At 73.4% G+C, this 20,829-nt stretch carries 16 protein-coding genes; 7 read left to right on the top strand and 9 right to left on the bottom strand.

Annotated elements, in window-relative coordinates; translation table 11 throughout:
* Positions 1-115: 115 nt before the first annotated feature.
* The 3 genes from ACWCWD_RS20200 to ACWCWD_RS20190 form a co-directional block, all read right to left on the bottom strand.
* Positions 116-283 carry an SCO1431 family membrane protein gene (locus tag ACWCWD_RS20200; protein WP_450774150.1) on the bottom strand — a complete coding sequence of 56 codons (168 nt, stop codon included), beginning with the start codon at positions 281-283 and terminating at the stop codon, positions 116-118.
* Positions 284-526: 243 nt separating this feature from the next.
* Positions 527-1,225: a TetR family transcriptional regulator gene (locus ACWCWD_RS20195; RefSeq protein WP_450774149.1), complete on the bottom strand. Its 699-nt coding sequence runs from the start codon at positions 1,223-1,225 to the stop codon at positions 527-529.
* 185 nt (positions 1,226-1,410) lie between these two features.
* A complete protein-coding gene (locus tag ACWCWD_RS20190; RefSeq protein WP_450774148.1) occupies positions 1,411-3,462 on the bottom strand; it encodes a CASTOR/POLLUX-related putative ion channel in 2,052 nt (683 codons plus the stop codon).
* Positions 3,463-4,209: 747 nt separating this feature from the next.
* On the opposite strand from ACWCWD_RS20190, the gene ACWCWD_RS20185 reads away from it, so the two are divergent.
* The 4 genes from ACWCWD_RS20185 (at position 4,210) to ACWCWD_RS20170 (ending at position 9,450) form a co-directional block, all read left to right on the top strand.
* On the top strand, positions 4,210-4,872 hold the full coding sequence (locus tag ACWCWD_RS20185; protein WP_450774147.1) for an SDR family NAD(P)-dependent oxidoreductase: 663 nt from the start codon (positions 4,210-4,212) through the stop codon (positions 4,870-4,872).
* 777 nt (positions 4,873-5,649) lie between these two features.
* Positions 5,650-6,639: an AraC family transcriptional regulator gene (locus ACWCWD_RS20180; RefSeq protein WP_450774146.1), complete on the top strand. Its 990-nt coding sequence runs from the start codon at positions 5,650-5,652 to the stop codon at positions 6,637-6,639.
* A gap of 305 nt (positions 6,640-6,944) precedes the next feature.
* A complete protein-coding gene (locus tag ACWCWD_RS20175) occupies positions 6,945-8,480 on the top strand; it encodes an FAD/NAD(P)-binding protein (RefSeq protein ID WP_450774145.1) in 1,536 nt (511 codons plus the stop codon).
* A 157-nt stretch (positions 8,481-8,637) separates the two neighbouring features.
* The gene (locus tag ACWCWD_RS20170) at positions 8,638-9,450 is read left to right on the top strand and encodes a class II aldolase/adducin family protein (protein WP_450774144.1); all 813 of its coding nucleotides are present in this window, start codon (positions 8,638-8,640) and stop codon (positions 9,448-9,450) included.
* A 170-nt stretch (positions 9,451-9,620) separates the two neighbouring features.
* Here the strand turns inward: ACWCWD_RS20170 and ACWCWD_RS20165 are convergent, their stop codons facing one another.
* A complete protein-coding gene (locus ACWCWD_RS20165) occupies positions 9,621-11,162 on the bottom strand; it encodes an MFS transporter (protein WP_450774143.1) in 1,542 nt (513 codons plus the stop codon).
* A gap of 241 nt (positions 11,163-11,403) precedes the next feature.
* Here ACWCWD_RS20165 and ACWCWD_RS20160 point away from each other — a divergent pair, with 241 nt between their 5' ends.
* The 3 genes from ACWCWD_RS20160 to ACWCWD_RS20150 all read left to right on the top strand — a co-directional run bounded on the left by ACWCWD_RS20160 (position 11,404) and on the right by ACWCWD_RS20150 (position 14,716).
* Entirely contained in the window at positions 11,404-12,030 is a 627-nt protein-coding gene (locus ACWCWD_RS20160; RefSeq protein ID WP_450774142.1) for a TetR/AcrR family transcriptional regulator, read from the top strand.
* Positions 12,031-12,215: 185 nt separating this feature from the next.
* On the top strand, positions 12,216-13,334 hold the full coding sequence (locus ACWCWD_RS20155) for an LLM class flavin-dependent oxidoreductase (protein WP_450774141.1): 1,119 nt from the start codon (positions 12,216-12,218) through the stop codon (positions 13,332-13,334).
* 2 nt (positions 13,335-13,336) lie between these two features.
* The gene (locus ACWCWD_RS20150; protein WP_450774140.1) at positions 13,337-14,716 is read left to right on the top strand and encodes an NtaA/DmoA family FMN-dependent monooxygenase; all 1,380 of its coding nucleotides are present in this window, start codon (positions 13,337-13,339) and stop codon (positions 14,714-14,716) included.
* Between the two features lie 204 nt (positions 14,717-14,920).
* Here the strand turns inward: ACWCWD_RS20150 and ACWCWD_RS20145 are convergent, their stop codons facing one another.
* The 5 genes from ACWCWD_RS20145 to ACWCWD_RS20125 form a co-directional block, all read right to left on the bottom strand.
* Positions 14,921-16,150 carry a styrene monooxygenase/indole monooxygenase family protein gene (locus tag ACWCWD_RS20145; protein WP_450774139.1) on the bottom strand — a complete coding sequence of 410 codons (1,230 nt, stop codon included), beginning with the start codon at positions 16,148-16,150 and terminating at the stop codon, positions 14,921-14,923.
* A 53-nt stretch (positions 16,151-16,203) separates the two neighbouring features.
* Complete coding sequence (locus tag ACWCWD_RS20140) at positions 16,204-17,190, bottom strand: LLM class flavin-dependent oxidoreductase (RefSeq protein ID WP_450774138.1); 987 nt, start codon at positions 17,188-17,190, stop codon at positions 16,204-16,206.
* A gap of 254 nt (positions 17,191-17,444) precedes the next feature.
* Positions 17,445-17,936 carry a flavin reductase family protein gene (locus ACWCWD_RS20135; protein WP_450774137.1) on the bottom strand — a complete coding sequence of 164 codons (492 nt, stop codon included), beginning with the start codon at positions 17,934-17,936 and terminating at the stop codon, positions 17,445-17,447.
* A gap of 62 nt (positions 17,937-17,998) precedes the next feature.
* On the bottom strand, positions 17,999-19,588 hold the full coding sequence (locus ACWCWD_RS20130) for an AMP-binding protein (RefSeq protein WP_450774136.1): 1,590 nt from the start codon (positions 19,586-19,588) through the stop codon (positions 17,999-18,001).
* Entirely contained in the window at positions 19,585-20,802 is a 1,218-nt protein-coding gene (locus tag ACWCWD_RS20125; protein ID WP_450774135.1) for an acyl-CoA dehydrogenase family protein, read from the bottom strand. The genes ACWCWD_RS20130 and ACWCWD_RS20125 overlap by 4 nt, the downstream gene beginning before the upstream one ends.
* Positions 20,803-20,829 lie beyond the last annotated feature (27 nt).

Raw genomic sequence — 20,829 nt, 5'->3', positions numbered from 1 at the left:
GCGTCGCCGTCACGGGGTCGCGGAGGCCTTGATCATCCGTCAGGGAGGCCGCCCGGCGGCCCGCATGCGTCACATCCGGCCCGGCGCGTGCGTCACGGCCGTCCGCCCGGGTGCGTCACATGAGTCCCGCCCGGGTGACGAGGAGGGCGAGGACGACGACGAGGGTCCAGCCGAGGACGTGTTCCAGGACCTTCGGTCCCCTCTCCCCCGGACCGCCGGTACGGGCGCGACGCGCGCGGCGGGAGAGGTGGAGGTGTTCGGCGGCTGCGGTGGTCGCGGTCATGGCATCTCGCTCGGTCGTACGGCAGTGGAGTGTCCCCCGACCGCACCACAGTGCCCGAGAGCCGGCGTCCTGCGGAAGGAGATCCCCGTCACCGTGGCCCACGCGCACCGGCCTCCCGGAACGGACGGACCAGCGGGCACAAGGGGCGGTGCCCCGAGGAGTGCCCGGTGCGGGGCGGCGGCTGTGCCCGACGCCACAGGCGGCGTGCCCTGGGTGGGGAGAGCCGGCCGGGCGCCGTGGGCGTCAGCCGGTGGTGGGAGCGTCGCCGCTGTCGGCCGGCGCTCCGTGCGTGGTGCCCCGCACCGTCTCCCGCGCGGCTCCGAGGGCGGAGAGTCCTCGGCTCAGCAGGGAGAAGGCGTGGTCGGCGTCCGCGACGGCCTCGGGGCGGACGTCCTCCGCCGACCTGCCGTCCACGATCCGCTGCCAGTTCGCCATGGCCAGGATGCGCTGAGTGGCGACCAGTTGGCCGGCCAGCAGCCGGGGTGTGACCTCCCGGGACCCCTCGCCGAGGGTCTCGGCGAGGGCGCGGGCCAGCTCCTCCTCGGCCCGGGCGAGGTACTGCGCGGAACGCGCCACCAGGCCGGGGGTGGAGTACAGGAGGCGGTGGAAGGCGAGGACGGCCTCGTGGTCGCTGAGTCCCGTGACGGGGTCACCGGCTTCCAGCCCCTCCACGAAGTGCCGGTGCAGAGCGTCGAGCGGGCTCACTCCGGCCGGGCGGTTCCGCACCACTTCGGCGGCCTCGTCCTGGTGGTCGGCGAACCGCTGGACGACCAGGTCCTCCTTGGTGGGGAAGTACCGGAAGAGCGTCGGCTTGGAGACCTCGGCGGCGGCGGCGACGTCGGCGACGGAGACCTGGTCGAATCCGTGCTCCAGGAAGAGCGCGATCGCGACCTCGGAAATGGTCTCCCGCGTCCGCTGCTTCTTGCGCTCTCGCAACCCCATAGACCCGTCCACCCGGCAAGTTTAAAGGCTGTCCCGTAACTCCTGGTGGATCGGTGTGCGGCGTCGGATGTGGTGCATCGCAAGGCGGAGGTACGTCCGCATACTGGATGTATGCGGACGTACCGACAACGCGGCGAGGTGCCGTAGCTGTCGTCGCACACCCGCCAGGAGGTGCGGGACAGCCTTTAAGGGCGGCTCTTGCCCAGGGGATCGAGCGGCCCGGTCGGGGGACCGGCCCGGTGAGTGTCCCGGTGAGTGTCCTGGTACGCGCCCCGGCGCGGCGGTCCGGACGGGGCGGCGGTGTTCCCCGGGGGCGTCCCGACCACGACCACCTGGTCCCCGGCGCTCCACACGCGCCGCTCGCCCTTGGGCGGATTGAGCCGGACGCCGTGGTCCGTACCGGGGGCGGACCGGTCGTGGCAGCGGTAGCCGATCGCGCAGTCGCCCCGGTCGCGGGCGGCCGCGACGACGGTGGCGAAGGTGGTTTCGGTGCCCGTACGGACGTAGCTGCCGGCGGGGCGCAGCAGGACGTTCGCGCCGTCGCCGGAGAACAGCTCGTCGAACACCGGGGCCAGATGCCGGTTCTGGGTGATCTGCGCCATCAGCAGTCCGGTCAGTTTGCCGCTGACGATGACGTCGGAGCCGTGGTTGACGGGGGCCAGCGGGCGGTTGCGGTCGTCGGTGAGTTCGGTGACCACGCGCAGTTCCCGTCCGGCGCGCTCCTCCAGCAGCCGCAGGGCCAGCAGGGTGACCAGGGTCCAGTCGTCGGGCCGGTCGGGGCTCTCGCCCGGATCGGGTCCGAGGACGACCAGTCCGTCGTACGGGGTGAGGTCGAGTCCGAGCAGGGCCTCGGGCCGAGACAGTGCGGCGGAGCGGAACCGCACGGCCGCGCCCGCGGGGGTGCCGTTCGCGGACGCGGTCGCCGTCGGCGCTCCGCTCCAGGGTTCCCTCGGCGCGGGGACGGCGCTGTCGGTGATCACGTCCAGGACGGAGCCGGGGCGGGCGGTGTCCCGCAACTGGCCGACGACGAGCGGGGCGCGCCGGTTCCAGCCGAGCACCAGCAGGCGGGTCGGGTCGTCGGGCGGGGGGTCGTCCGTCGCGATGGCGGCGGGATCGACCAGATGCCGGCAGTCCTCCGCATACGTGCTGCCGTCGTCGAGGGCGAGCACGATCAGGCGGCTGCCCGGCTCGACCGGGGTGTCGGCCGGCGGGTTGAGCAGCGTACGGCCGTCGGGCGTGAGCAGACCGACGGCGCAGGAGTCCGGGTGGCCCAGCAGGGCCGTGCCGAAGGTGTCCCCGTGGAAGGCGGTGGCGTCGGCGAGGTGGAACTCGTCGCCCGCGAAGTCGAGGAGGTCGCGGAGTACGAGGGAGAGTCCCGGCCTGCCGACGCACTGGGCGATCAGCCGGGCGGTGACGGTATCGGTCTCCAGGACCGTGCCGCGCGGGCCCGCTGCCAGGCGGGCGGGGGCGCGGTACCGGTCGTCGCGCACCGCGGCGAGCACCGGCGGTCCTTCGGTGTCCTCGCCAAGCACGGCGCGCAGCGACAGCAGGACCCGGAGCACCTCGGCGTCCGCCGCCGGTTCCCCCGAGGGCAGCACCAGGACGGTGCTCGCGGTGTGCGGGCTGACGAGAGCCAGCACCTCGGGATCGCTCGCGGGGCCGCTGCGGCAGATGATCCGTCCGCGGGCGGACGGCGGGAGGTGGGCGGCGAGCGCGCGTTCCATCTCCGCCTTGTCCCGGTCGGCGAGCAGGACGACGGCCCGGGGCCGGTGCGGCGCCTGGGCCGCCACCAGTTCGCTCACCACGGTGGTCGCCTGGTCCGACCAGCCGAGTACGACGACGTGCCCGTGCTCCAGGACCCGCGACCGGCCCCGGCTCAGCTCCGCCATGCGGTCGGCGAGGCCGGTGGTGACCACCCCGACCAGGGTCGACACGCCGAGCAGGGCGACCAGCCCGAGCAGGGCCGACAGGGCGAGCCGGAGCGGGGCGCCGGTGGCCGAGCCCAGGCGGAGCGTCTCCGCGCTGGTCCGCCACACCGCGGTCAGCCGGTCCGCCAGCGTCCGGGGCGCGGCCGGGTCGGTCCACACCAGCACCGTGCTGACCGGGACCACGACGGCCAGGCAGATGAGGACCAGCCAGCCCATCAGGGTGCCGGTGGACCGTGCCAGTGTCCGGTCGAACCGGTAGCGCGCCCGGTCCCGCAGCGGTGCCGGTGGCCTCCCCTTGACTGGTTCCACGGTCACTCCCCTCACGCCCGCTCCCGCGCTGCCCGCGCCCGGCGCGGAGGTGACGGCACCACCCGCCCCTTCCGTACCGTGCTGCCTGCGATGTCGGGACACGCCGTATTCGGGGGTAGGTTCACCCTTTCGAGCGGGGCACCCCGGGCGGGCGGGGCAGGTGGCCCGGTCTGCGGGGCCGTATCCGGGGCCGGTCAGGGGCCGCGTACGGATCGATCCGGCCGGGGGTCACGTACGGATCGATCCGGCCGGGGGTCACATACAGCTCCGGTCCCCTGAGCGCGGCGCAACGCCCGGGACTGGCCTTCAGCACTGCCGGCGCCATCTCGCCTCGGTACGGACCTGGTGTGCGGCGCCCTGCGGGAACACGATCGGGCCTCGGCCGGGCCGGGTGACACCCCGTGGGGTCTTTCAGCACCCGGCCGCAACGTGGCGACGGATCACCGGCGTTCGTACGCGGCACAGCGCGCCCGAAGGGCCTCCCGGGAGCAAGTCGACGAAGATAAGGCGGAGTTCGCCCTGCGGCCGGAACCGAGGTGCCGCACAGCCGGATCGGACCGGCGATTCGCGTGACGTAGGAGGGCCTGAGCCGTTGGACATCCGGCGCACCGAACGGTGCACCCCGGCCGAAGGCGTCGGGCTCCGCAACTCCCGGCGCGCCCGGGGGGAATGGCGTACCGGCGGTGGGTGTTCGGTCCGGACGTACCGGCGTGCGGGAACAGCCGCCGGACGAACGAAGGGACAGAGATGTCGGCAGCAGTGGTGATCGGGGCGGGGCCCGGAATCGGGGCGTCGGTGGCCGATCGGCTGGCCCGCGAGGGCATGTCCGTGACGGTGGTCGCGCGGAACCGTGAGACCGTCCGGGGGGTCACCGACCGGCTCGAACGGAGCGGACGGAAGGCGCTGGGGCTGACCGCCGACAGCACGGACGAGGCGGGATTGCGGGACGCGCTGGACACGGCGGCCGCCGAGAACGGGCCGACCGAACTCCTGGTGTACAACGCGGCGTTGATCCGCCAGGACGCGCCCGGGGAACTCGACGCCCAGGGACAGCTCGACGCCTGGGCGGTGAACGTCGTGGGCGCGCTGACCGCCGCCGCGCACCTGGCTCCCGGCATGGCCGCCCGGGGCAGCGGGACCATCCTCATCACCGGCGGCATGCCCCGCGCCAATCCCACCCGTATCAGCCTGTCGCTCGGCAAGCTCGGGGTGCGCAATCTCGTCGAACTGCTGGACGGCGCCTACGGGGCCGCCGGAGTCCACGTCGCGTCGGTGACCGTACCCAACCGGGTCGTCCCCGGCACGGACCACGACCCCGACGACATCGCCGAGCACTACTGGAGGCTGCACCTCCAGCCGCGCGAGCGCTGGCAGCACGAGGTCGTGCACGGCGTACGGCCCGCCGTCTGACGGGAGTCGGCCGCCGGCCGCGTGCGGGCCCGCCCCGCACGCGGCAACCGGAGCGCGTGCGCTCGCGGGGCCGGGGTGCGTGCGCCCGCGAGAACCGGCGTGCGCGGGTGCACCCGGGACGGCGCGAGGGCCCCCTCCGGCCGGGGTCAAGAGCCTCGTTTCAGCCCGACGTGCCGCGCGGGGCCCAAAGCGCGTCTTTCCCGGGCCGCCCCGGGCGAAGCGGCGCCCCTCGGCGTGACGAGACATTCGTCCGCGCGCAACATCCCCGCACGCCGGCTCCGGTGAAGGAGCGCTGACGTGCCCACCTGTCCGACCGTCCGCCCAGCGGACGGAGTGGCAGCGGAGCCGTCACAGCGGCATGAACTATTTGTGAATCCGTTCCCATAGCCGATTGTGACGAACCGTCAGCCGTTCTCCAGGGGCGGCCGGACCACCCGGCCACGGCGCACTCCCTGCTCCCTTGCCCCGGCCGGGCACTTTCCGGCGCGGCCGTGCACGGTCACCGAGTGTCATCATTGCGTACCGATGATGTCCGAAAGGCTTCTGCTCCTGCACCGCGTTTTTATACAGGCTGAAGTGACTGTCGGAGCAAGGTGAATCGGGGCTCGATCCAATGACCAGTCCAATGACTGTTTTAACGCTGCACAATTCTCCCGCGACGGCCACGGCCGGCCGGCCCGGACGGCCGGCTCACCGCCTCGACGCGGTGGCGGATACGTCGCAGAAGAACCGTGCCCGGCGCCGACGGCGATTTGCCGTTTCCCGCGGAGGAACGATATGAGCGCGCTCCGGGCGAAACCACCTCGCCGGGTGCGGATTCTGCGCACCCTCGAACCCGAAGGAGAACGGCCCGCGCACAGTTGGGCCGAGCTGGTCGCCACCACCTGCGGCCCGCTGGAGGTCCGTCCGTCGCGCGCGGACGGGTTCGACGGGACGATCACCTCCGGCAGGTTCGGGGCGGTTCAGCTCGCCTCGGTGAGGGCCGAACCGCACGCGGTCGAGCTGACCGCTTCGCGGGCCGGCGGGGTGGTCTCCGGCGAGCTGTCCCTGACCTGTGTCCTCGACGGTGAGGTGCGGGTCGAGCAGGGCGGTACCAGCGCGGTGGCACGCGGGGGCGGGCTCTTCTCGTACGATCCGGCGCGCCCGTTCACCCTCCGGATGAGGCACCCCGTGCACATGATGTCCGTGAAGTTCGACCACCGGCTGCTCGGTCTCTCCGCAGGCGGCGAGCACATGCTGAGGCCGGCGGTCTGGTCCGGCCAGGAGGGCTCCGGTGCGCTGCTGGCCGGCCTGCTGCGCACGACAGCCCACCACATGACCGAACTCGACCCGGTGGCGGATCAGTTGGGCAGCAGCGTGGCCAGCCTGGTCAGCGCCGTGTGCGGGGAGCGGCTGGCCGACGCCGACGGAGGTCCCGCAGCGGCACGCCGTGCCCTGCTGCACCGCGTGCAGGCCCATGCGCGAGCACGTCTGGACGACCCGGACCTGACGCCGCAGCAGCTGGCCCGGGCGCACCACGTGTCCATCCGCTACCTCCAATTACTCTTCCACGAGGAGCTGACCAGCCCGGCCCAGTGGATCCGCAACGAACGTCTGGAACGCTGCCGCGAGGAGCTGCGCAACCCCCGCAGCGCCCACCTGACCGTGGCCAACATCGCGCAACGGTGGGGCATGCACGGCGCGTCGCACTTCAGCAGGCTCTTCCGGGACCGCTATGGCGTGACGCCGAGGGAGTGGCGCAGGACGCCTTTGCAGCCGACGGGCTGACCGTGCGAACGGGCGGGGTGGCGCCGTGCGTCGAGCGCCCGGGCCATGTGCGCCATCCCGTCAGTTCGCGTGCGTACGCATGCCAGGAACGCCCTTTCCTCCGTACGAGACTGTTCCCGATCGGCAGAGGGATTTCCCCGGCGCAATTGCCGTGACGGCGCTTCCCTTTTTCCGGTGATCGCCGTGATCGTGCCGATCGCCGCGATCGCCGTGATCGCTGTGATCGCCCGTCATGCTGCCGCTCGATTCGCCATCGATCCGTCTCGCCATGCCCTTCACGCACTGTGACGAACGGAGTTATCTCCATGTCCACTCCGCCCGGAATCGGGATCATCGGGGGCGGCGCGTCCGCCGTGTGCCTCCTCGACTCGCTGAGCCGTGGCCCAAGAGCACCGGAAGCGGTCACGGTGTTCGACCCGTCGCCGCACCTGTGGCGCGGACGGGCCTACCAGCCCGACAGTTCCGCGCTGCGGGTCAACGCGCCGCCCGAGGACATGACGGTCCGGGCGGACGGCCCGGAGCACTTCATCGGCTGGCTGAGCGCCCGCCAGGCCGTCCTCGGCGACACCACCGACCACACCGACCCCCTCTCCGGCATACCCTTCCCGCCGCGCTCCCTCTACGGGGACTACCTGGAGCAGTCGGCCCGCGGCGCGCTCGGGCGGCTCGCCTCCCGCGGCTGCCGGATCGGCCTGGTGCGCGAGGCGGTGACCGATCTCGTCCCGGACGGCGGGGCGCTGACGGCCGTCACCAGCACCGGGGACCGGTACGCGCTGGACCGCGCGGTGCTCTGCGTGGGGACCGGTGTGCCGGCCGATCCGCACGGGCTGGCGGGTGCTCCCGGGTTCGTAGCCGACCCCTATCCGGTGGCACGGCGCCTCGACGGCATCGGCGCCCAGGACCGCGTGGTGGTGGTGGGCAGTGGCCTGACCGCCGTCGACGTGGTCCTGTCGCTGGCGGCGGGCGGACATCAGGGGCCCGTGGTCCTGGCGTCCAGAAGAGGCGTGCTGCCCAGCGTGCGGCAGCAGCCGCTGGAACACTCCCTGCGCCACTTCACGGCCGAACGGTTCCGTTCCATGGCCGCCCGGGGCGAGACCTGCACCCTCGCCGAGGCGGTCGCGCTGATGGAGGCCGAACTCACCGACGCCGGCTCCTCGATGGCCGCGGTGGACCGGGAGATCAGCGCGGTGGCGGCCGAAGACCCCCTCGACCGGCTCCGCAGGCAGCTCGGGTCCGTCCGCGACCGCGACCCCGGGCTGCGCATCCTCCAGCGCGCCGTGCCGGACACCGGCCCGGACATCTGGACGCTGCTGCCCGAAGCGGACCGGGCGGCCGTGCTGCGCCGGCACTACCGCACGATCATGAGCCTGTGCTGCCCGATGCCGCCGTCCAGCGCCGAGGTTCTGCTGGGGCGGGCGGACAAGGGGCTGCTGGAGTTCTCCGGCGGACTGGAGCGGATCACCGCCCGGCCCGGCGGGGGGTTCGACGTGCGCGCGGCCGGCGGCACGCGGCGTGCGGACGTCGTCGTCAACGCGGTGAATCCCCCGGCGCACCGCGTCCCTCCGGCGGCGGATCCGCTCGTCTCCTCGCTGATCCGGCGCGGCCTGGCCACCGCCCATCCGCGCGGCGGTCTCCACGTGGACCGGGCCACGAGCGGGCTGGTCACCGACGGCGTACCGAGCCGTCGCATCCACGCCCTGGGCGATCTGGCCGCGGGCTCGCTGTTCTTCACGTTCGGGGTGCCGTCCCTGGTCGACCGCGCTGTCGACATAGCGGGCGCCGTCCTCCGCCAGGAGGACCCGGCCGCCGGGCGGCGTACCGGCTCCGTTCCGGCCGCGTGACCGACGGCCGTACCGTGCCCGCCCGGCGCGGCGCCCGCGCGCCGCCCGGCAGGCCCCTGACGCCCCTCGCCGCCGTCACTTCCGCATCCGCGCATCCGCGTATCCGCACATCTGCGCGTCCCACATCCCGCATCCCGCATCCCAAGGAGCAGTACGCATGACCGAGAGCGTGACACAGGAACGGGCCGGCTATCTGGCGGACACCCACACCGGGCTGCCGCTGCCGACCGAACCCGTCTTCGAGTCCGTCGACGACGAGCGCAGGCACCGCAAGCAGCGCCTCGCGGCCGCCCTGCGGCTGTTCGGCAAGTACGGCTACGGCGAGGGCATTTCCGGGCACATCTCCGTGCGGGACCCGGAGGACCCGGACCGGTTCTGGGTGAACCCCTTCGGCGTCGCGTTCAGCCGGGTCAAGGTCCGCGACCTGATCCTGGTCGACGGCACCGGCCAGGTGGTCAGCGGACGGCACCGGGTCAATCCGAGCGCCTTCGTGATCCATTCGGCCATCCACCGCGCCAACCCGGACGCCACCGCCGCGGCGCACGGCCATACTCCGTACTCCCGGGCGCTGGGCTCCCTGGGCCGGCTGCTGGAGCCCCTGGACCAGGAGTCCGCGGCCTTCTACCAGGACCAGGTTCTCTACGAGGAGTACGAGGGGCCCTCGATCGACGTCGCCCAGGGCGAGGACATCGCCGCGCGACTGGGCGACAAGCGCGCCATTCTCCTGCGCCACCACGGGCTGATCACCGTCGGAGGCTCGCTGGACGAGGCGGTGCACTGGTTCTTCACCTACGAGAGCGCGGCCCAGGTGCAGTTGCTGGCCGCTGCCGCCGGCACGCCGAAGCCGCTGGACCACAAGCAGGCGCTGGCCGCGCGCGACGGATTCGGTGACCGTCAACTGGGTTGGTTCAGCTTCCAGTTGCTGTGGGACGAGATCACCCACGAGCAGCCCGACCTGCTGGAGGAATAGCGCCCGCGCCCGCCGGGCAACCGCTCCGCCGAGGCCGCCCCCGCGGGGGCGGCCTCCTGGCGTTCCCGGCGCACGGGACGGCCTCCGGTGCCGTGGGCCCCGGGACACGCCGAATCCCCTTCCCCTTGCCCGAACGGCTGGGCAGGGAAAGGGGATTGGGCAACACCCCGTCAGCTGACGGGAGTTCCCGCGGGAGACTCCTCGGCCGCGGTGGCCTCGGGAGCGACGGCCGGGGCATCACCGGGAGCGGCGACCGGGTCGGCGTCCCGGCGGCGCAGCCGCCCGTAGGCGGCAGCCGCGACGACGGCGAGGGCGGAGAGGGCGGCGATGACGAGGATCACCCAGGTTCCCTGGTGGTATCCGGTGAGTTCGCGGGCGCGGGCCGATCCGGTCCCGTCGTCGCCCATGCGTACGGTCACCACGGCGAGCACCACCGCGGCGCCCACCTGGTAGCCGGTCTGCAGGATTCCCGCGGCCAGACCCTGCTCGGACTCCGCGACGCCCGCGGTCGCCTGGACGTTGGCCGCGGTGAAGGCGAACGGGAAGCCCACGCCGATCAGCACCATGCTGGGCAGCACCACGTACCAGTAGGAGGAATCGGCGCCGACTCGCAGGAAGAGCGCGAAGGCCACCGCGTAGGCGAGCATTCCACCGAAGATCATCAGGCGGATACCGAGGCGGCCGAGCCACTGGCCGGCGCGCGGCGCGAAGGTGAGGATCATCAGGCCGACCGGCAGGAAGGCGAAGGCCATCTCCAGCGGCGACCAGCCCCGGTAGGACTGTAGGTAGAGGCTGCCGACGAACTGGTAGCTCATGTAGGTGCCGAGAATGGCGGCGGCGATGAGGCTGGCCCCCACGAGCGAAGGGTTCCGCAGCAGGCCCAGCCGGAGCAGCGGCTGGGGAGACCGGGTCTCGATGACGGCGAAAGCGGCGAGCAGCAGGGCCGCCGCGGCGAATCCGCCCAGCGCGGCACCGGACAGCCAGCCGGTCTCCGGTGCGCGCACGATCGTGTAGACGAGCAGCAGCATGGCGGCGGTGACCGTGATGGCGCCCGCGGCGTCGTAGTGGCGCTTGGAGCCGTCGTGCGGGGCGTCCTTGGGGACCAGGATCAGCGCGCCGATCAGCGCGGCGAGGGCCACCGGCACGGAGAGGATGAACGTCCACCGCCAGCTGACCTGGGTCAGCGAGCCGCCGACCACCACGCCGATGGAGTACCCGACGGCGCCGCAGGCGGTGTAGATGCCCAGGGCCCGGTTGCGCTGCGGGCCTTCCGGGAAGTTGCCGACCACGATGGAGAGGGCCGACGGCGCGGTGAGGGCGGCGCCGATGCCCATCACGAGGCGTCCCACGACGACGACGGTGCCGTCGTTCGCGATGCCGCCGGCGAGGGAGCCGACGATGAGCACGACGAGCCCGGTGAGGAAGACCCGGCGCCTGCCGAGGAGGTCCGACATCCGGCCGCCGAGCAGCAGGAACCCGCCGAATCCGAGGACGTAGGCGCTGACCACCCACTGGGCCGCGGAGTTGCTCAGGTCGAACTCCGCCTTGATCTGCGGAGTGGCGATGCCGACCATGATGTTGTCGAGCGCGTCGAGGGAGAAGGCTCCGCAGACGACGATGAGCATCAGCCAGGCCCGGAGCCCCCAGCGGACGGTCTCCTCCCCCGTCGCCCGTAATGTCCCGTTGGCCGAGGTCTCGTCCGGGATAGCCATGAACAACTCTCCTTGTCATGATGGTCGATCGGGGATGCCGTGCGCACCGGTCGGAGCGGGCGCCGCACACGCGGAGGACACCTCACACCCCGAGGACGCCGCTCATGCGGAGGGCGCCTCGTACACGGAGGGGGCGCGTCGTTCCGACGACGCACGGATGCCCCGGGCAGCACACATCCAACTTCTGTACTAACCTCTACATAAAGCTATCGACCGGCTGACCAGCCGTCAAGGAGGCCCCGTGGCACGGCTCGGACGTCCCCGTTCGTTCGATCGCGAAGCGGCTCTGCACACCGCCATGCTGCTGTTCTGGGAGCGCGGCTACGAGACCGCCTCGACCAGCGAGCTCAGCGCCGCCATGGGCATCAACCCACCGAGTCTGTACGCGGCGTTCACCAACAAGGAGCAGCTCTTCCGCGAGGCCATCGGCCTGTACGAGCGCACCGAGGCGCGGAGCGCGCGCAGTGCCATGGAAGCGGCGCCGACCGCCCGCGAGGCGGTGGCCGCGCTGCTGCACCGCAGCGTCGACCAGTTCACCGCCGAGGGCAAGCCGCGCGGCTGCATGATCGTCCAGGCCGCCACCCACTGCACCGACGACCACGAGTCCGTCCGCGACTTCGCGCTGCGCTGCCGCGCCCGCACCAAGTCCGTCCTCAAGGAACGGCTGGACGCGGCGGTGGCGGCCGGTGAACTCCCGGCCGGCGCCGACACCGACCGGACCGCCGCCTTCTACACCACCTTCCTCAACGGCGTCTCGGTGCAGGCCCGGGACGGCGCGGAGGGCGCCCAGCTGCACGTCCTGGTGGACATGGCGATGGCCACCTGGGACTTCGTGCCGGAACCGGCGGGGGCGGCCGCCGGAAGGTGACCAGCGGTCGTACCACGAGGCGAACCGGGCAGTCCCACAAGGCGAGTTGACGTCACGGGGCGGCGCGTATCGCAGTGTGAGACGACGGCGGTACGCGGAACAACACCACCACCGCCCCGGTTCGCCCGGACGGCACCTCGCGCGCCCGTCCGGGCAGCGCTGCCACGACACCCCGTGGAGGCACCGTGGTTCCGTCTCTCCCCCCGCCCTCGCTCCATCTGGCCCTCGAAGCGGACGGCGACGGGGCGCACCCCGCCGCCTGGCGTGCCGTTCCCGGCGCGCCGTCCGCCGTCCTCTCGCCCGCCACCCTGACCGGCGACGTCCGGCTCGCGGAGTCGGCCGGATTCGCCCTCGTCACCTTCGACGACGGCCCGCTCGCGCCGCACCCGTCACCGGACGCCGCCGGGCGGATCGAAGCCGGTGTGCGCGCGGCCTTCCTCTCCACCCGGACCGGCGCCGTCGGCCTCGCCCCCACGCTGCACGTCACCACCACCGAGCCGTTCCACCTCGCCACCCAGCTGGCCGGGCTCGACCACCTCTCGCTGGGGCGTGGCGGCTGGGTGGTCGGCGCGACCGACGACCCGCACGCGCTCGCCACGGTGGACGCGCCGCCCCGTACGGCCGAGGAGACCCGGCGGGAGACGGCCGAGGTCATCACGGCCGCCCGGCTGCTCTGGGACTCCTGGGAGGACGACGCCGTCATCGCCGACCGCGACTCGGCCCGCTATCTGGACGCCGACCGGGTGCACCACATCGGCTTCCGGGGCGAGTTCTTCTCGGTCGTCGGTCCGCTGATCACCCCCCGCCCTCCGCAGGGCCAGCTCGTGGTGGCCGGTGCGGACACCCTGGGGGTCACCGGTCTGCTGGACATCGCGTTCGTCGCGGCGGACGGGCGGGCGGCCCTGGAGGAGCGGGCCGGCCGGGCCCGCCGGGAGGGCGCTCCCCTGGTCTTCGCCGACGTCGACGTCGTCCTGGACACGCCGGAGCGGCCGGCGGACGCACGGCTGCGCGATCTGGACGCCTTCACGCCCTGGCCCGGGAACGGGCGGCTGCGCCACACCGGTTCGGCCGAGGGCCTCAGGGACCTCCTGGAGACGCTGGCGCACACGGTGGACGGCGTACGGCTGCACCCGGCCGTGCTCGCGGTCGACCTGCCCGTACTCGCCGCCGAGGTGCTGCCTGCCCTGATCGCACGCGGGACCGTCCGCCCGCCCGCTCCCGGGGCGCTGCTGCGCGACACCCTCGGACTGCCGAAGCCCGCCAACCGGTTCACCGCCGGGTCCACTCCCACCCCGTCGAGGTGACCATGGAAACCGAGTACCCGCCCTCCGGACTGGGGTACGACCCCGCCGCCCAGGTGCACCTGGGGCTGTTCCACACCGGAGTGGGCCCGCAACTGCTGTGGTCGGCACCGGATTCGGCGCCCCATCACCACCGCGACACCTTCCTGAGGGTGGCGCGGACCCTGGAACGCGGCCTGTTCGACGCGTACTTCCTCGGCGAGGGCCTGCGCGTGCGCGAGAAGCGCGGGCGCGTCCTGGAGACCGACGTGGCCGGTCGGCCCGACGCCATCACCCTGCTCTCCGCGCTGGCCGGGGCCACCGACCGGATCGGCCTGGTCGCCACCCAGAACACCACCTACAACCAGCCCGCCGACCTGTCCCGCAGGCTGGCCTCGCTCCACCTGCTCTCCGGGGGCCGGGCCGGGTGGAACATCGTCACCACGGACAACGCCTGGACGGGCGAGAACTTCCGGCACGGCGGCTGGCTCGCGCACGAGGACCGCTACGACCGGGCCGAGCAGTTCGTGCGCGCGGCGAGGGACCTCTGGTCGGCCTGGCCCGAGGATGCCGTGGCCGACGACGGCAAGGCCCCGTCCTGGGCCCGCCCCGGCGCGATCGGAACGGTCCGCGCCGACACGCCCCTGGTCCGGATGGCGGCGGCACCGACCCTGCCCACGGGTCCGGACGCGCCGGTGCTCTTCCAGGCCGGCGACTCGCCCGGCGGCCGGGACCTGGCGGCCCGCCACGCCGACGTGGTGTTCACCTCCAACACCACCTACGACAAGGCCCTGTCCTACACCCGCGACCTCACCGCGCGGCTGGCCGCCTACGGCCGTGACCGGGAGTCCCTGCGCGTCATGCCGGGCGCGGTGGTGGTGATCGGGGACACGGCGGCCGAGGCGCGGGAGCGGTACGAGTGGATGCGCGCCGAGGAGTACAACGGCCCCCGTTGCCTGGCCTTCCTGGAGCAGTGGTGGGGCCGGGACCTGTCCGGTTACGACCCCGACGGGCCGCTGCCCGACGTCGAGCCCGTGGAGCAGGAGCTCGACCCCTCGCGCGGCACCATCGCCGTGGCCCACCGCACCGGCAAGCTGCAGACCATCGCGCGGTGGCGGCGGATGGCCGAGGAACGCGGTCTCAGCATCCGCCGGCTGGTGCGGGAGGTGGGTCCCGGGCACGACATCTTCTGCGGGACCCCGGGAGAGATCGCCGATACCTGGGGCCACTACGTACGGGAGCGGGTGGTGGACGGCTTCAACATCACCCCGCAGGTCATCCCGGGAACCGTGGACGACCTGGTGGACCGGCTCGTACCCGCGCTCCAGGAACGCGGCCTCTACCGGACCGCCTACGAGGGCACCACCCTGCGGGAGCACCTCGGACTGGCCCGGCGGGAGGACTGACGCCACCGGCCCGGGCCCCTCGTCGGGGCCCGGGCCGGTGCCGGGCGGTTCTTCTTGCCGGGCGGTTCCGCCTGCCAGGCGGTTCCGTTTGCCGGGCGGTTCCGCCTGCCGGGCGCGCCCGGCGGGGCCCCTTCGGGACCCGGCCGGTGCGGGCGGTTCCGATCCCGCCGGGTGGCCTCCTGGCGGAAGCCACCCGGTGGTCCGTCAGCCGGTCTCCTCGCCCTCGGTGATCCCCTTCAGCCAGGAGGCCGTCGCCTCGGGCGACTTGACCGCCTCCCACATCGCCTCCGGGGCGTTGAAGTTGCGGACGAAGGCGTCGGCCACCCGCTGGTCCCCCGTGGCGGTGACGAAGATCTGGCCGAGGTGCTCCGCCGGCGGCCCGATGTTGAGGTTCGACCACCCCACCACCGGTTCGGCGATCCGCCACAGGCGGGCGGCGGCGCGGCGGGCGAAGTCCTCGTCCAGCGGCCCGCCCTCCGTGATCAGGTCGGCCAGCTCGAAGGCGCTGCGGGAGCCCAGGTTGGCGCCCTGGCCGGTCAGCGGGTCGTTGACCACCCAGGCGTCGCCGAGTGCCAGTGCGATGCGCCCGGAGGGCAGCGTGGTCCAGCTCTCCCGGACCACCGGCGTGATGCCTCCCTGGAGGGCGTCCCCGGGCTTCGCCAGGGCGAACTCCCGTGCGTCGATGCGCTGCCGGAGGTCGGGGGCGTACTTCTCGATCAGCCCGAGGAGTTCCGCGGCGAAACCGGCCGGGTCGGCGAGGTGGTCGAACGCGGCGAGCCGCTCCAGCGGTCCGCCGGGCAGGGCTTCGACCACCACGCCGTGCACCGGGCCGTCGGCGGTGAGGATGCGGGTGGAGAAGATCTCGCCGCCCTCGGTGACCTGGAAGTGGATGTGCCCGGGGTCGACGGGGGCGATGCCCCGCAGCAGCCCGGCGGTCAGGACCCGCTGCGGGGTCCGGTACGGCGAGCGGGCGTCGTCGCGGGCGAAGAGCCCGGTGGCGGCGCGGCCCGCGGCCACCACGACGAGGTCGTGGCGGGGCGCTATCCGGTCGATCTCGGCGGGCTCCGGCTTCAGCACCTCCACCCGCCCGCCGCGCTCCAGGTAGTCCGCGGTCAGCCGGGGCAGGTAGACCCGGAAGTCCACCCCGGACGCCGGCTCGTCGAGCCGGCCGAGGAAGCGGATGTCCGGTTCACCTTCCGCCACGAGGTTGACCCCGTAGGTGCCGTTCTCCCGGCCCTCCCAGTGGGACACGCCCAGCTCGCGCTCGCGCTGCCGGGTGCGGCCGAAACGTACCGGCAGGTGCAGCGGACGGCCCGCCGCCACCTCCTCGGACGTGCGCTCGGCATACAGGGTCGTGGTGACGCCCGCCTGCTGGAGGCGCAGGGCCAGGTGGAGGCCGGAGATGCCCGCTCCGACGATGGCGATGTCTGGCATGGTGCTCCTTCACGATCGGGTGGTACGGGTACGGGTACGGGGGCGGCCGGGTCCTACGCGAACTGCGGGATGACGTGCTCGGCGAACGCGGCCAGGGAGCGGCGCGCGCGTTCGGCGGGCAGGCCCGGTGCCCGGCCGAAGAAGATGACCCGCTCGACGTCGCCCAGCGGCTTGACGCGCTCGCGGATTTCCTCGGCGACCTGGTCGGGCGGTCCGACCAGGAAGAGTTCGCGGGGGAGGTCGTCCGCCGAGGGGATGCCGGGCGCTCCGAACCACTCCTGGAAGGTGTTGAGCAGGTAGTGGTAGTGCTCCTTGATCTCCGCCCAGCCCTCGTCGGCGTCCTCGCAGATGTGCACGCCGGGCGTGACGATCGCGGTGACCGGGAAGAGCGCCGGGTCGTGGCCGTGCGCGGCCAGCGTCTCGCGGTAGATCTCCAGGATCTCCGGCGGAGTGCCGAGGTCCGGCAGGAAGCGCAGCCCGTGGCGGCCGGCCCGGCGCGCCGCGGCCTTGCCGCCGCCGCCGATCCACAGCGGGATGTCCGAACGCCCGGGGACCGGGGTGACGGTGACCTCGTCGAAGGTGAAGTGCTCGCCGCTGTGGGCGAACGGCTTCCCGGTCCAGGCCTTGCGGAGGATGCCCACCGCCTCCTCGGTGCGGGCGCCGCGGTGGGCGCGCTCCACGCCGAGCGCCGCGAACTCCTCCTCGCGGTAGCCGGGGGCGAGTCCGAGTTCGAGGCGGCCGCCGGAGAGCAGGTCGGTGACGGCGGCGTCCTCGGCGAGCCGCAGCGGGTGGACCAGGCTCGCCAGGACCATGGCGGTGCCGAGGCGGACCTGCCGGGTGCGGGCGGCGATGGCGGCCAGCGCGGGGAAGAGGGAGGGCAGATAGCCGTCCGCCGTCAGGTGGTGCTCGGAGAGCCACACCGATTCAAAGCCCAGCTCCTCGGCGGAGACCGCCAGATCGACGGTCTCCTCGTACACCTGCTCCCAGGGCTGCCGCCAGCGCTCGGGGTTGCGGAAGTCCAGCCAGATTCCGAATTTCACCGGTTCTCCTTGGTGTCGGCCGTCACGCGGTGCGGACGGGTTCGTGGGGTACGGGTTGTCCCGCAATGCGTGGTGGATCAGTGCGCGGCGTCAGATGCGGTGCATCGCAAGGCGGAGGGGCGTCCGCATACTGGATGTATGCGGACGTTCCGACAACGCGGCGAGGTGCCGTAGCTGTCGTCGCGCACCCACCAGGCATTGCGCGACAACCCTCAGCCGGGCGGTGTCCGACGATCCGCGTCGGACAGGCGGGGTCAGACCCCGCCCAGGGCCCTCATGGCTCCGTCGAGCGCGACCAGCGGGGGCCGCCTGCGGTGGCCGCCGGTGCTCAGCACCTCGCCGATGAGCAGGGTGTGGCCGCCGAAGCGGCGGCTCTCGCGCAGGGCGCATTCGAGCCAGCCGGGAGCGTCGATGACCAGGGCCCCGGTGCGCGGCCCCGGTGAGGTGGAGCAGGTGGTGAGCGCCCGGGCGCGGGTCTCGCGGTCGCCCTCGAAGGCGCGGGCCAGGTCGTCGCCCGCCACGTCGAGGATGGAGACGGCCCACACTCCGGTGGCGAGCAGGTCCGCGAGGGCGTCGCAGTCGTCGGGCAGCGTCAGGGAGATCAGCGGCGGGTCCAGCGAGACGGAGACCAGGGAGCCGGCGGTCACCGCGTCGTGCCGGGTCCGTCCGGCCTCCTCGGCGAAGGTGGTGACCACGCACACTCCGGTGGCGAAGGTGCGCATCGTGGTGCGCAGGTCCAGGGACACGTGCGGAACTCCTTGTCGGCGCGGGCGGATGGGGAGCGGGTTGAGCGGGAGCGGACGGGGTGTCAGCCGGGCAGCCGGGCGGTCAGGGCCGAGCGGCGCAGTTTGCCGGTGGGGGTGCGCGGCAGGTCGTCCTCGGCCAGTGCTTCCAGGTGGTCGACGGTGGCCCCGAAGCGCTGCCGCAGGTGTTCGCGCACCCGGCGTCCGGCTTCCTCCGGATCGGTCCCGGCCCGGGGGCGGAAGAAGACGGCGAGCGCGGCGGTCCCGCCGGGTGCGGGGCCGTAGCCGCGCACCACGGTGAACGACGGGTGGACGCAGCCGAGGCGGTCCACGGCCTCCTCGATCTCGTGTCCGTGGTAGCGGCGGCCTCCGGCCTCGATGAGGTCGTCGGCCCGGCCGGTGACGGTCAGTTCGCCGTCCGCGACGTAGCCCAGGTCGTCGGTGACCAGCCATCCGTCGTGGGTGAGCGGAGCGGACCGCAGGCGTCCGCCGGTCATGAGGTGCTGTGCCACCGGCACTCCGCGGACCTGGACCCGCCCCAGGTCCCCGCGTCCGAGCAGCTCGCCTTCCTCGTCCACCACGCGCACGGCCACTCCGGGGTGGGGCACGCCGACGGATACGTAGCGGCGGGGCGGTCCGTCGTGGGGGGTGTAGACGGAGTCCACCACCCCCGAGGAGGTCTCCGGCATGCCCCAGCCGGGGTGGAGGGCGCCGGGCGGCAGACCGTACGGGGCGAGGGCTTCGAGGAAGCGCCGGGCCACCCGGTCCTTGACGGCCTCCCCGCCGTTCATGACGTACCGCAGCCGGGTCAAGTCCCAGCCCCGGTCCCCCGGTTCGTCCTCCAGCCGCTCGGCGACCCGGGCGAAGGCGTGGTTCGGGGCCCAGGTGGTGTCGACGCGGCCGGTGGACGCCAGGTCCATCCAGCGCAACGGGTCCTCGCGGACCCACGCGGTGTCGGCGTGCGTCTGCCGGCAACCGAGGAAGACGTCCCGTACGTGGAACATCACGATGCCGCTCACATGGTCCAGCGGCATCCAGTTGAGGGTCCTGCTGGTCGCGTCCAGCCCCCGGGCGAGTGCGGTGGCCCGGGCCCGGCCGAGGACGTTGCGGTGCGTCAGCGGGACCGCCTTGGGGGCGCCCCCGCTCCCCGAGGTGAGGGTGAGCAGCGCGGTGTCCTCGGGCAGGGCACCGGACTCCGGCGCCCCGGCCCCGCCGTGCAGGCCGTCCACCGGCCCCAGCGGGCGCAGGCCGGACGGCAGTCCGCCGGACGGCTCGTCGCCGAGGAACAGGCGGGCGCCCGCCGCCGAGGCGGCCAGGGCCGTCTCCTCGCGACCGCCCGGGGGTACGGGCAGCGGTACGGCTCCGGCGAGCACGCAGGCCCAGAATCCGGTCAGCAGCTCGGCCGGGCGTGCCGTCGACACGACGACGGCGGCACCCGGATCCGCGCCGGCCGCCCGCAGCCCCGCCGCCGCCCGCAGCGCGTTCCCGTACAGCCGCGTGTACGGGAGGTGGGTGGCGCCGCCCGTGCCGTCGATCAGGGTGACCCCGTGCGGTCCTCGGGCCGCACGGACCAGGGCCTCCCCGAGGGTGGTGACCGGGTGGGGCGGCAGCGGGCCGCCGTCCAGCAGGGCGGGCGGCGGCGGGGCTCCGGTCATGCCACGATGCCCAGGCTGAAGCTGTTGTGCGGGGTTCCGCCGAGGATGTGCGCGCCCGCCGACTGGAGCACCTGGTCCTGGGCGATCACGTGCTGGCGCATCGTCGTCAGGTCGCGCAGCCACCGGTCCATCGGTGAGGTGGCGCGGTAGATGGCCGTGGTGGCGACCAGGTCGTAGAGCCGGGTCACCACCGAGCGGGCGGCCCGGAACGCGTTGACCCGGGCCAGCACGGTGTCCACTCGGTCGTCACGCCCCAACTCGCTCCCGTCAGCCAGGAGTTCGGCCTGGTGGCGCAGGCTTCCGTAGACGGCGTGCCGGGCCGCTCCCAGCTCCATCTCGGCCTCGGCGATGGCCATCTGCACGCGGTAGGTCTCGGCCCAGGGGGTCGCGGCGGCCCGGTCGACGCGGTTCGCGGCGAGCTCCCTGACGTAGTCGAGGGCGGCGCGGGCGACACCGAGCGGAACGCCCGGCATATTGCGCAGGATCGCCTCCGGTGTCGCCGAAGAGCCCTTGGCGCGGGGTGCGTTGAAGCTGAACGAATGCTCCTCGGGGACGAACAGATCGTCGGCCCGGTAGTCGCAACTGCCGCTTCCGGCCAGCCCGGTGGTGCGCCAGGTGTCGATCACCTCGAAGTCCCCGCGCGGCGCCAGCACGATCCGCCAGTGGGCGGGCGACCCGTCGGGGCCCGGCTCGGGTTCGCCCTCCTTGTACACGAAGCACCCGGCGACGACCCAGTCCGCGTGGTTGATGCCACTGGCGAACTGCCAGCGCCCGGTGACCCGGTAGCCGCCGGGGACGCGCTCCGCGCGGCCCACCGGAAGGATCAGCCCGGCGGTGACGGTGTCGGGGTCGCCGAGTTCGTCCCGGGCCACGGACTCCGGCAGGAACTGGGCGTACAGCGGTGTGTCCATGCCGATCATGGCGCACCAGGCGGCGGACGCGTCGCCCCGCGCCAGGAGTTCCACCACCTCCGTCTGCTGCACCGAGTCCAGCTCGGGGCCGCCCCGTTCGACGGGCACCGCCATCCGGAAGACGCCCGCCTCCCGAAGGCGCTCCACCACGGTGGGCGGCAGCCGGCGCGCCTGCTCGATCTCGTCGGAGGCGGCCCGCAGGACCGGGATGAGCTCACGGGCCGACCGGAACAGTTCGTCGGCGCTGACCGCGCGCTGAACGCCCGGGGGGCGCGGGGCGGGTGCTGCCTGGGAAATGGCCATGGTGTTCCCCTGTCTCCTAGGATGCGG

It is taken from the genome of Streptomyces sp. NPDC001493 (genome assembly GCF_053597235.1).
Note: the sequence above shows the minus strand (reverse complement) of the source record. Positions and strands in the feature narration are given on the sequence as shown.

Coding starts and splice junctions, on each gene's coding strand:
- ACWCWD_RS20170 (WP_450774144.1), top strand. CDS start 8,638: ATGACCGAGAGCGTGACACAGGAACGGGCCGGCTATCTGGCGGACACC.
- ACWCWD_RS20150 (WP_450774140.1), top strand. CDS start 13,337: ATGGAAACCGAGTACCCGCCCTCCGGACTGGGGTACGACCCCGCCGCC.
- ACWCWD_RS20195 (WP_450774149.1), bottom strand. CDS start 1,225: ATGGGGTTGCGAGAGCGCAAGAAGCAGCGGACGCGGGAGACCATTTCC.
- ACWCWD_RS20175 (WP_450774145.1), top strand. CDS start 6,945: ATGTCCACTCCGCCCGGAATCGGGATCATCGGGGGCGGCGCGTCCGCC.
- ACWCWD_RS20185 (WP_450774147.1), top strand. CDS start 4,210: ATGTCGGCAGCAGTGGTGATCGGGGCGGGGCCCGGAATCGGGGCGTCG.
- ACWCWD_RS20165 (WP_450774143.1), bottom strand. CDS start 11,162: ATGGCTATCCCGGACGAGACCTCGGCCAACGGGACATTACGGGCGACG.
- ACWCWD_RS20130 (WP_450774136.1), bottom strand. CDS start 19,588: ATGACCGGAGCCCCGCCGCCGCCCGCCCTGCTGGACGGCGGCCCGCTG.
- ACWCWD_RS20200 (WP_450774150.1), bottom strand. CDS start 283: ATGACCGCGACCACCGCAGCCGCCGAACACCTCCACCTCTCCCGCCGC.
- ACWCWD_RS20145 (WP_450774139.1), bottom strand. CDS start 16,150: ATGCCAGACATCGCCATCGTCGGAGCGGGCATCTCCGGCCTCCACCTG.
- ACWCWD_RS20125 (WP_450774135.1), bottom strand. CDS start 20,802: ATGGCCATTTCCCAGGCAGCACCCGCCCCGCGCCCCCCGGGCGTTCAG.
- ACWCWD_RS20180 (WP_450774146.1), top strand. CDS start 5,650: ATGAGCGCGCTCCGGGCGAAACCACCTCGCCGGGTGCGGATTCTGCGC.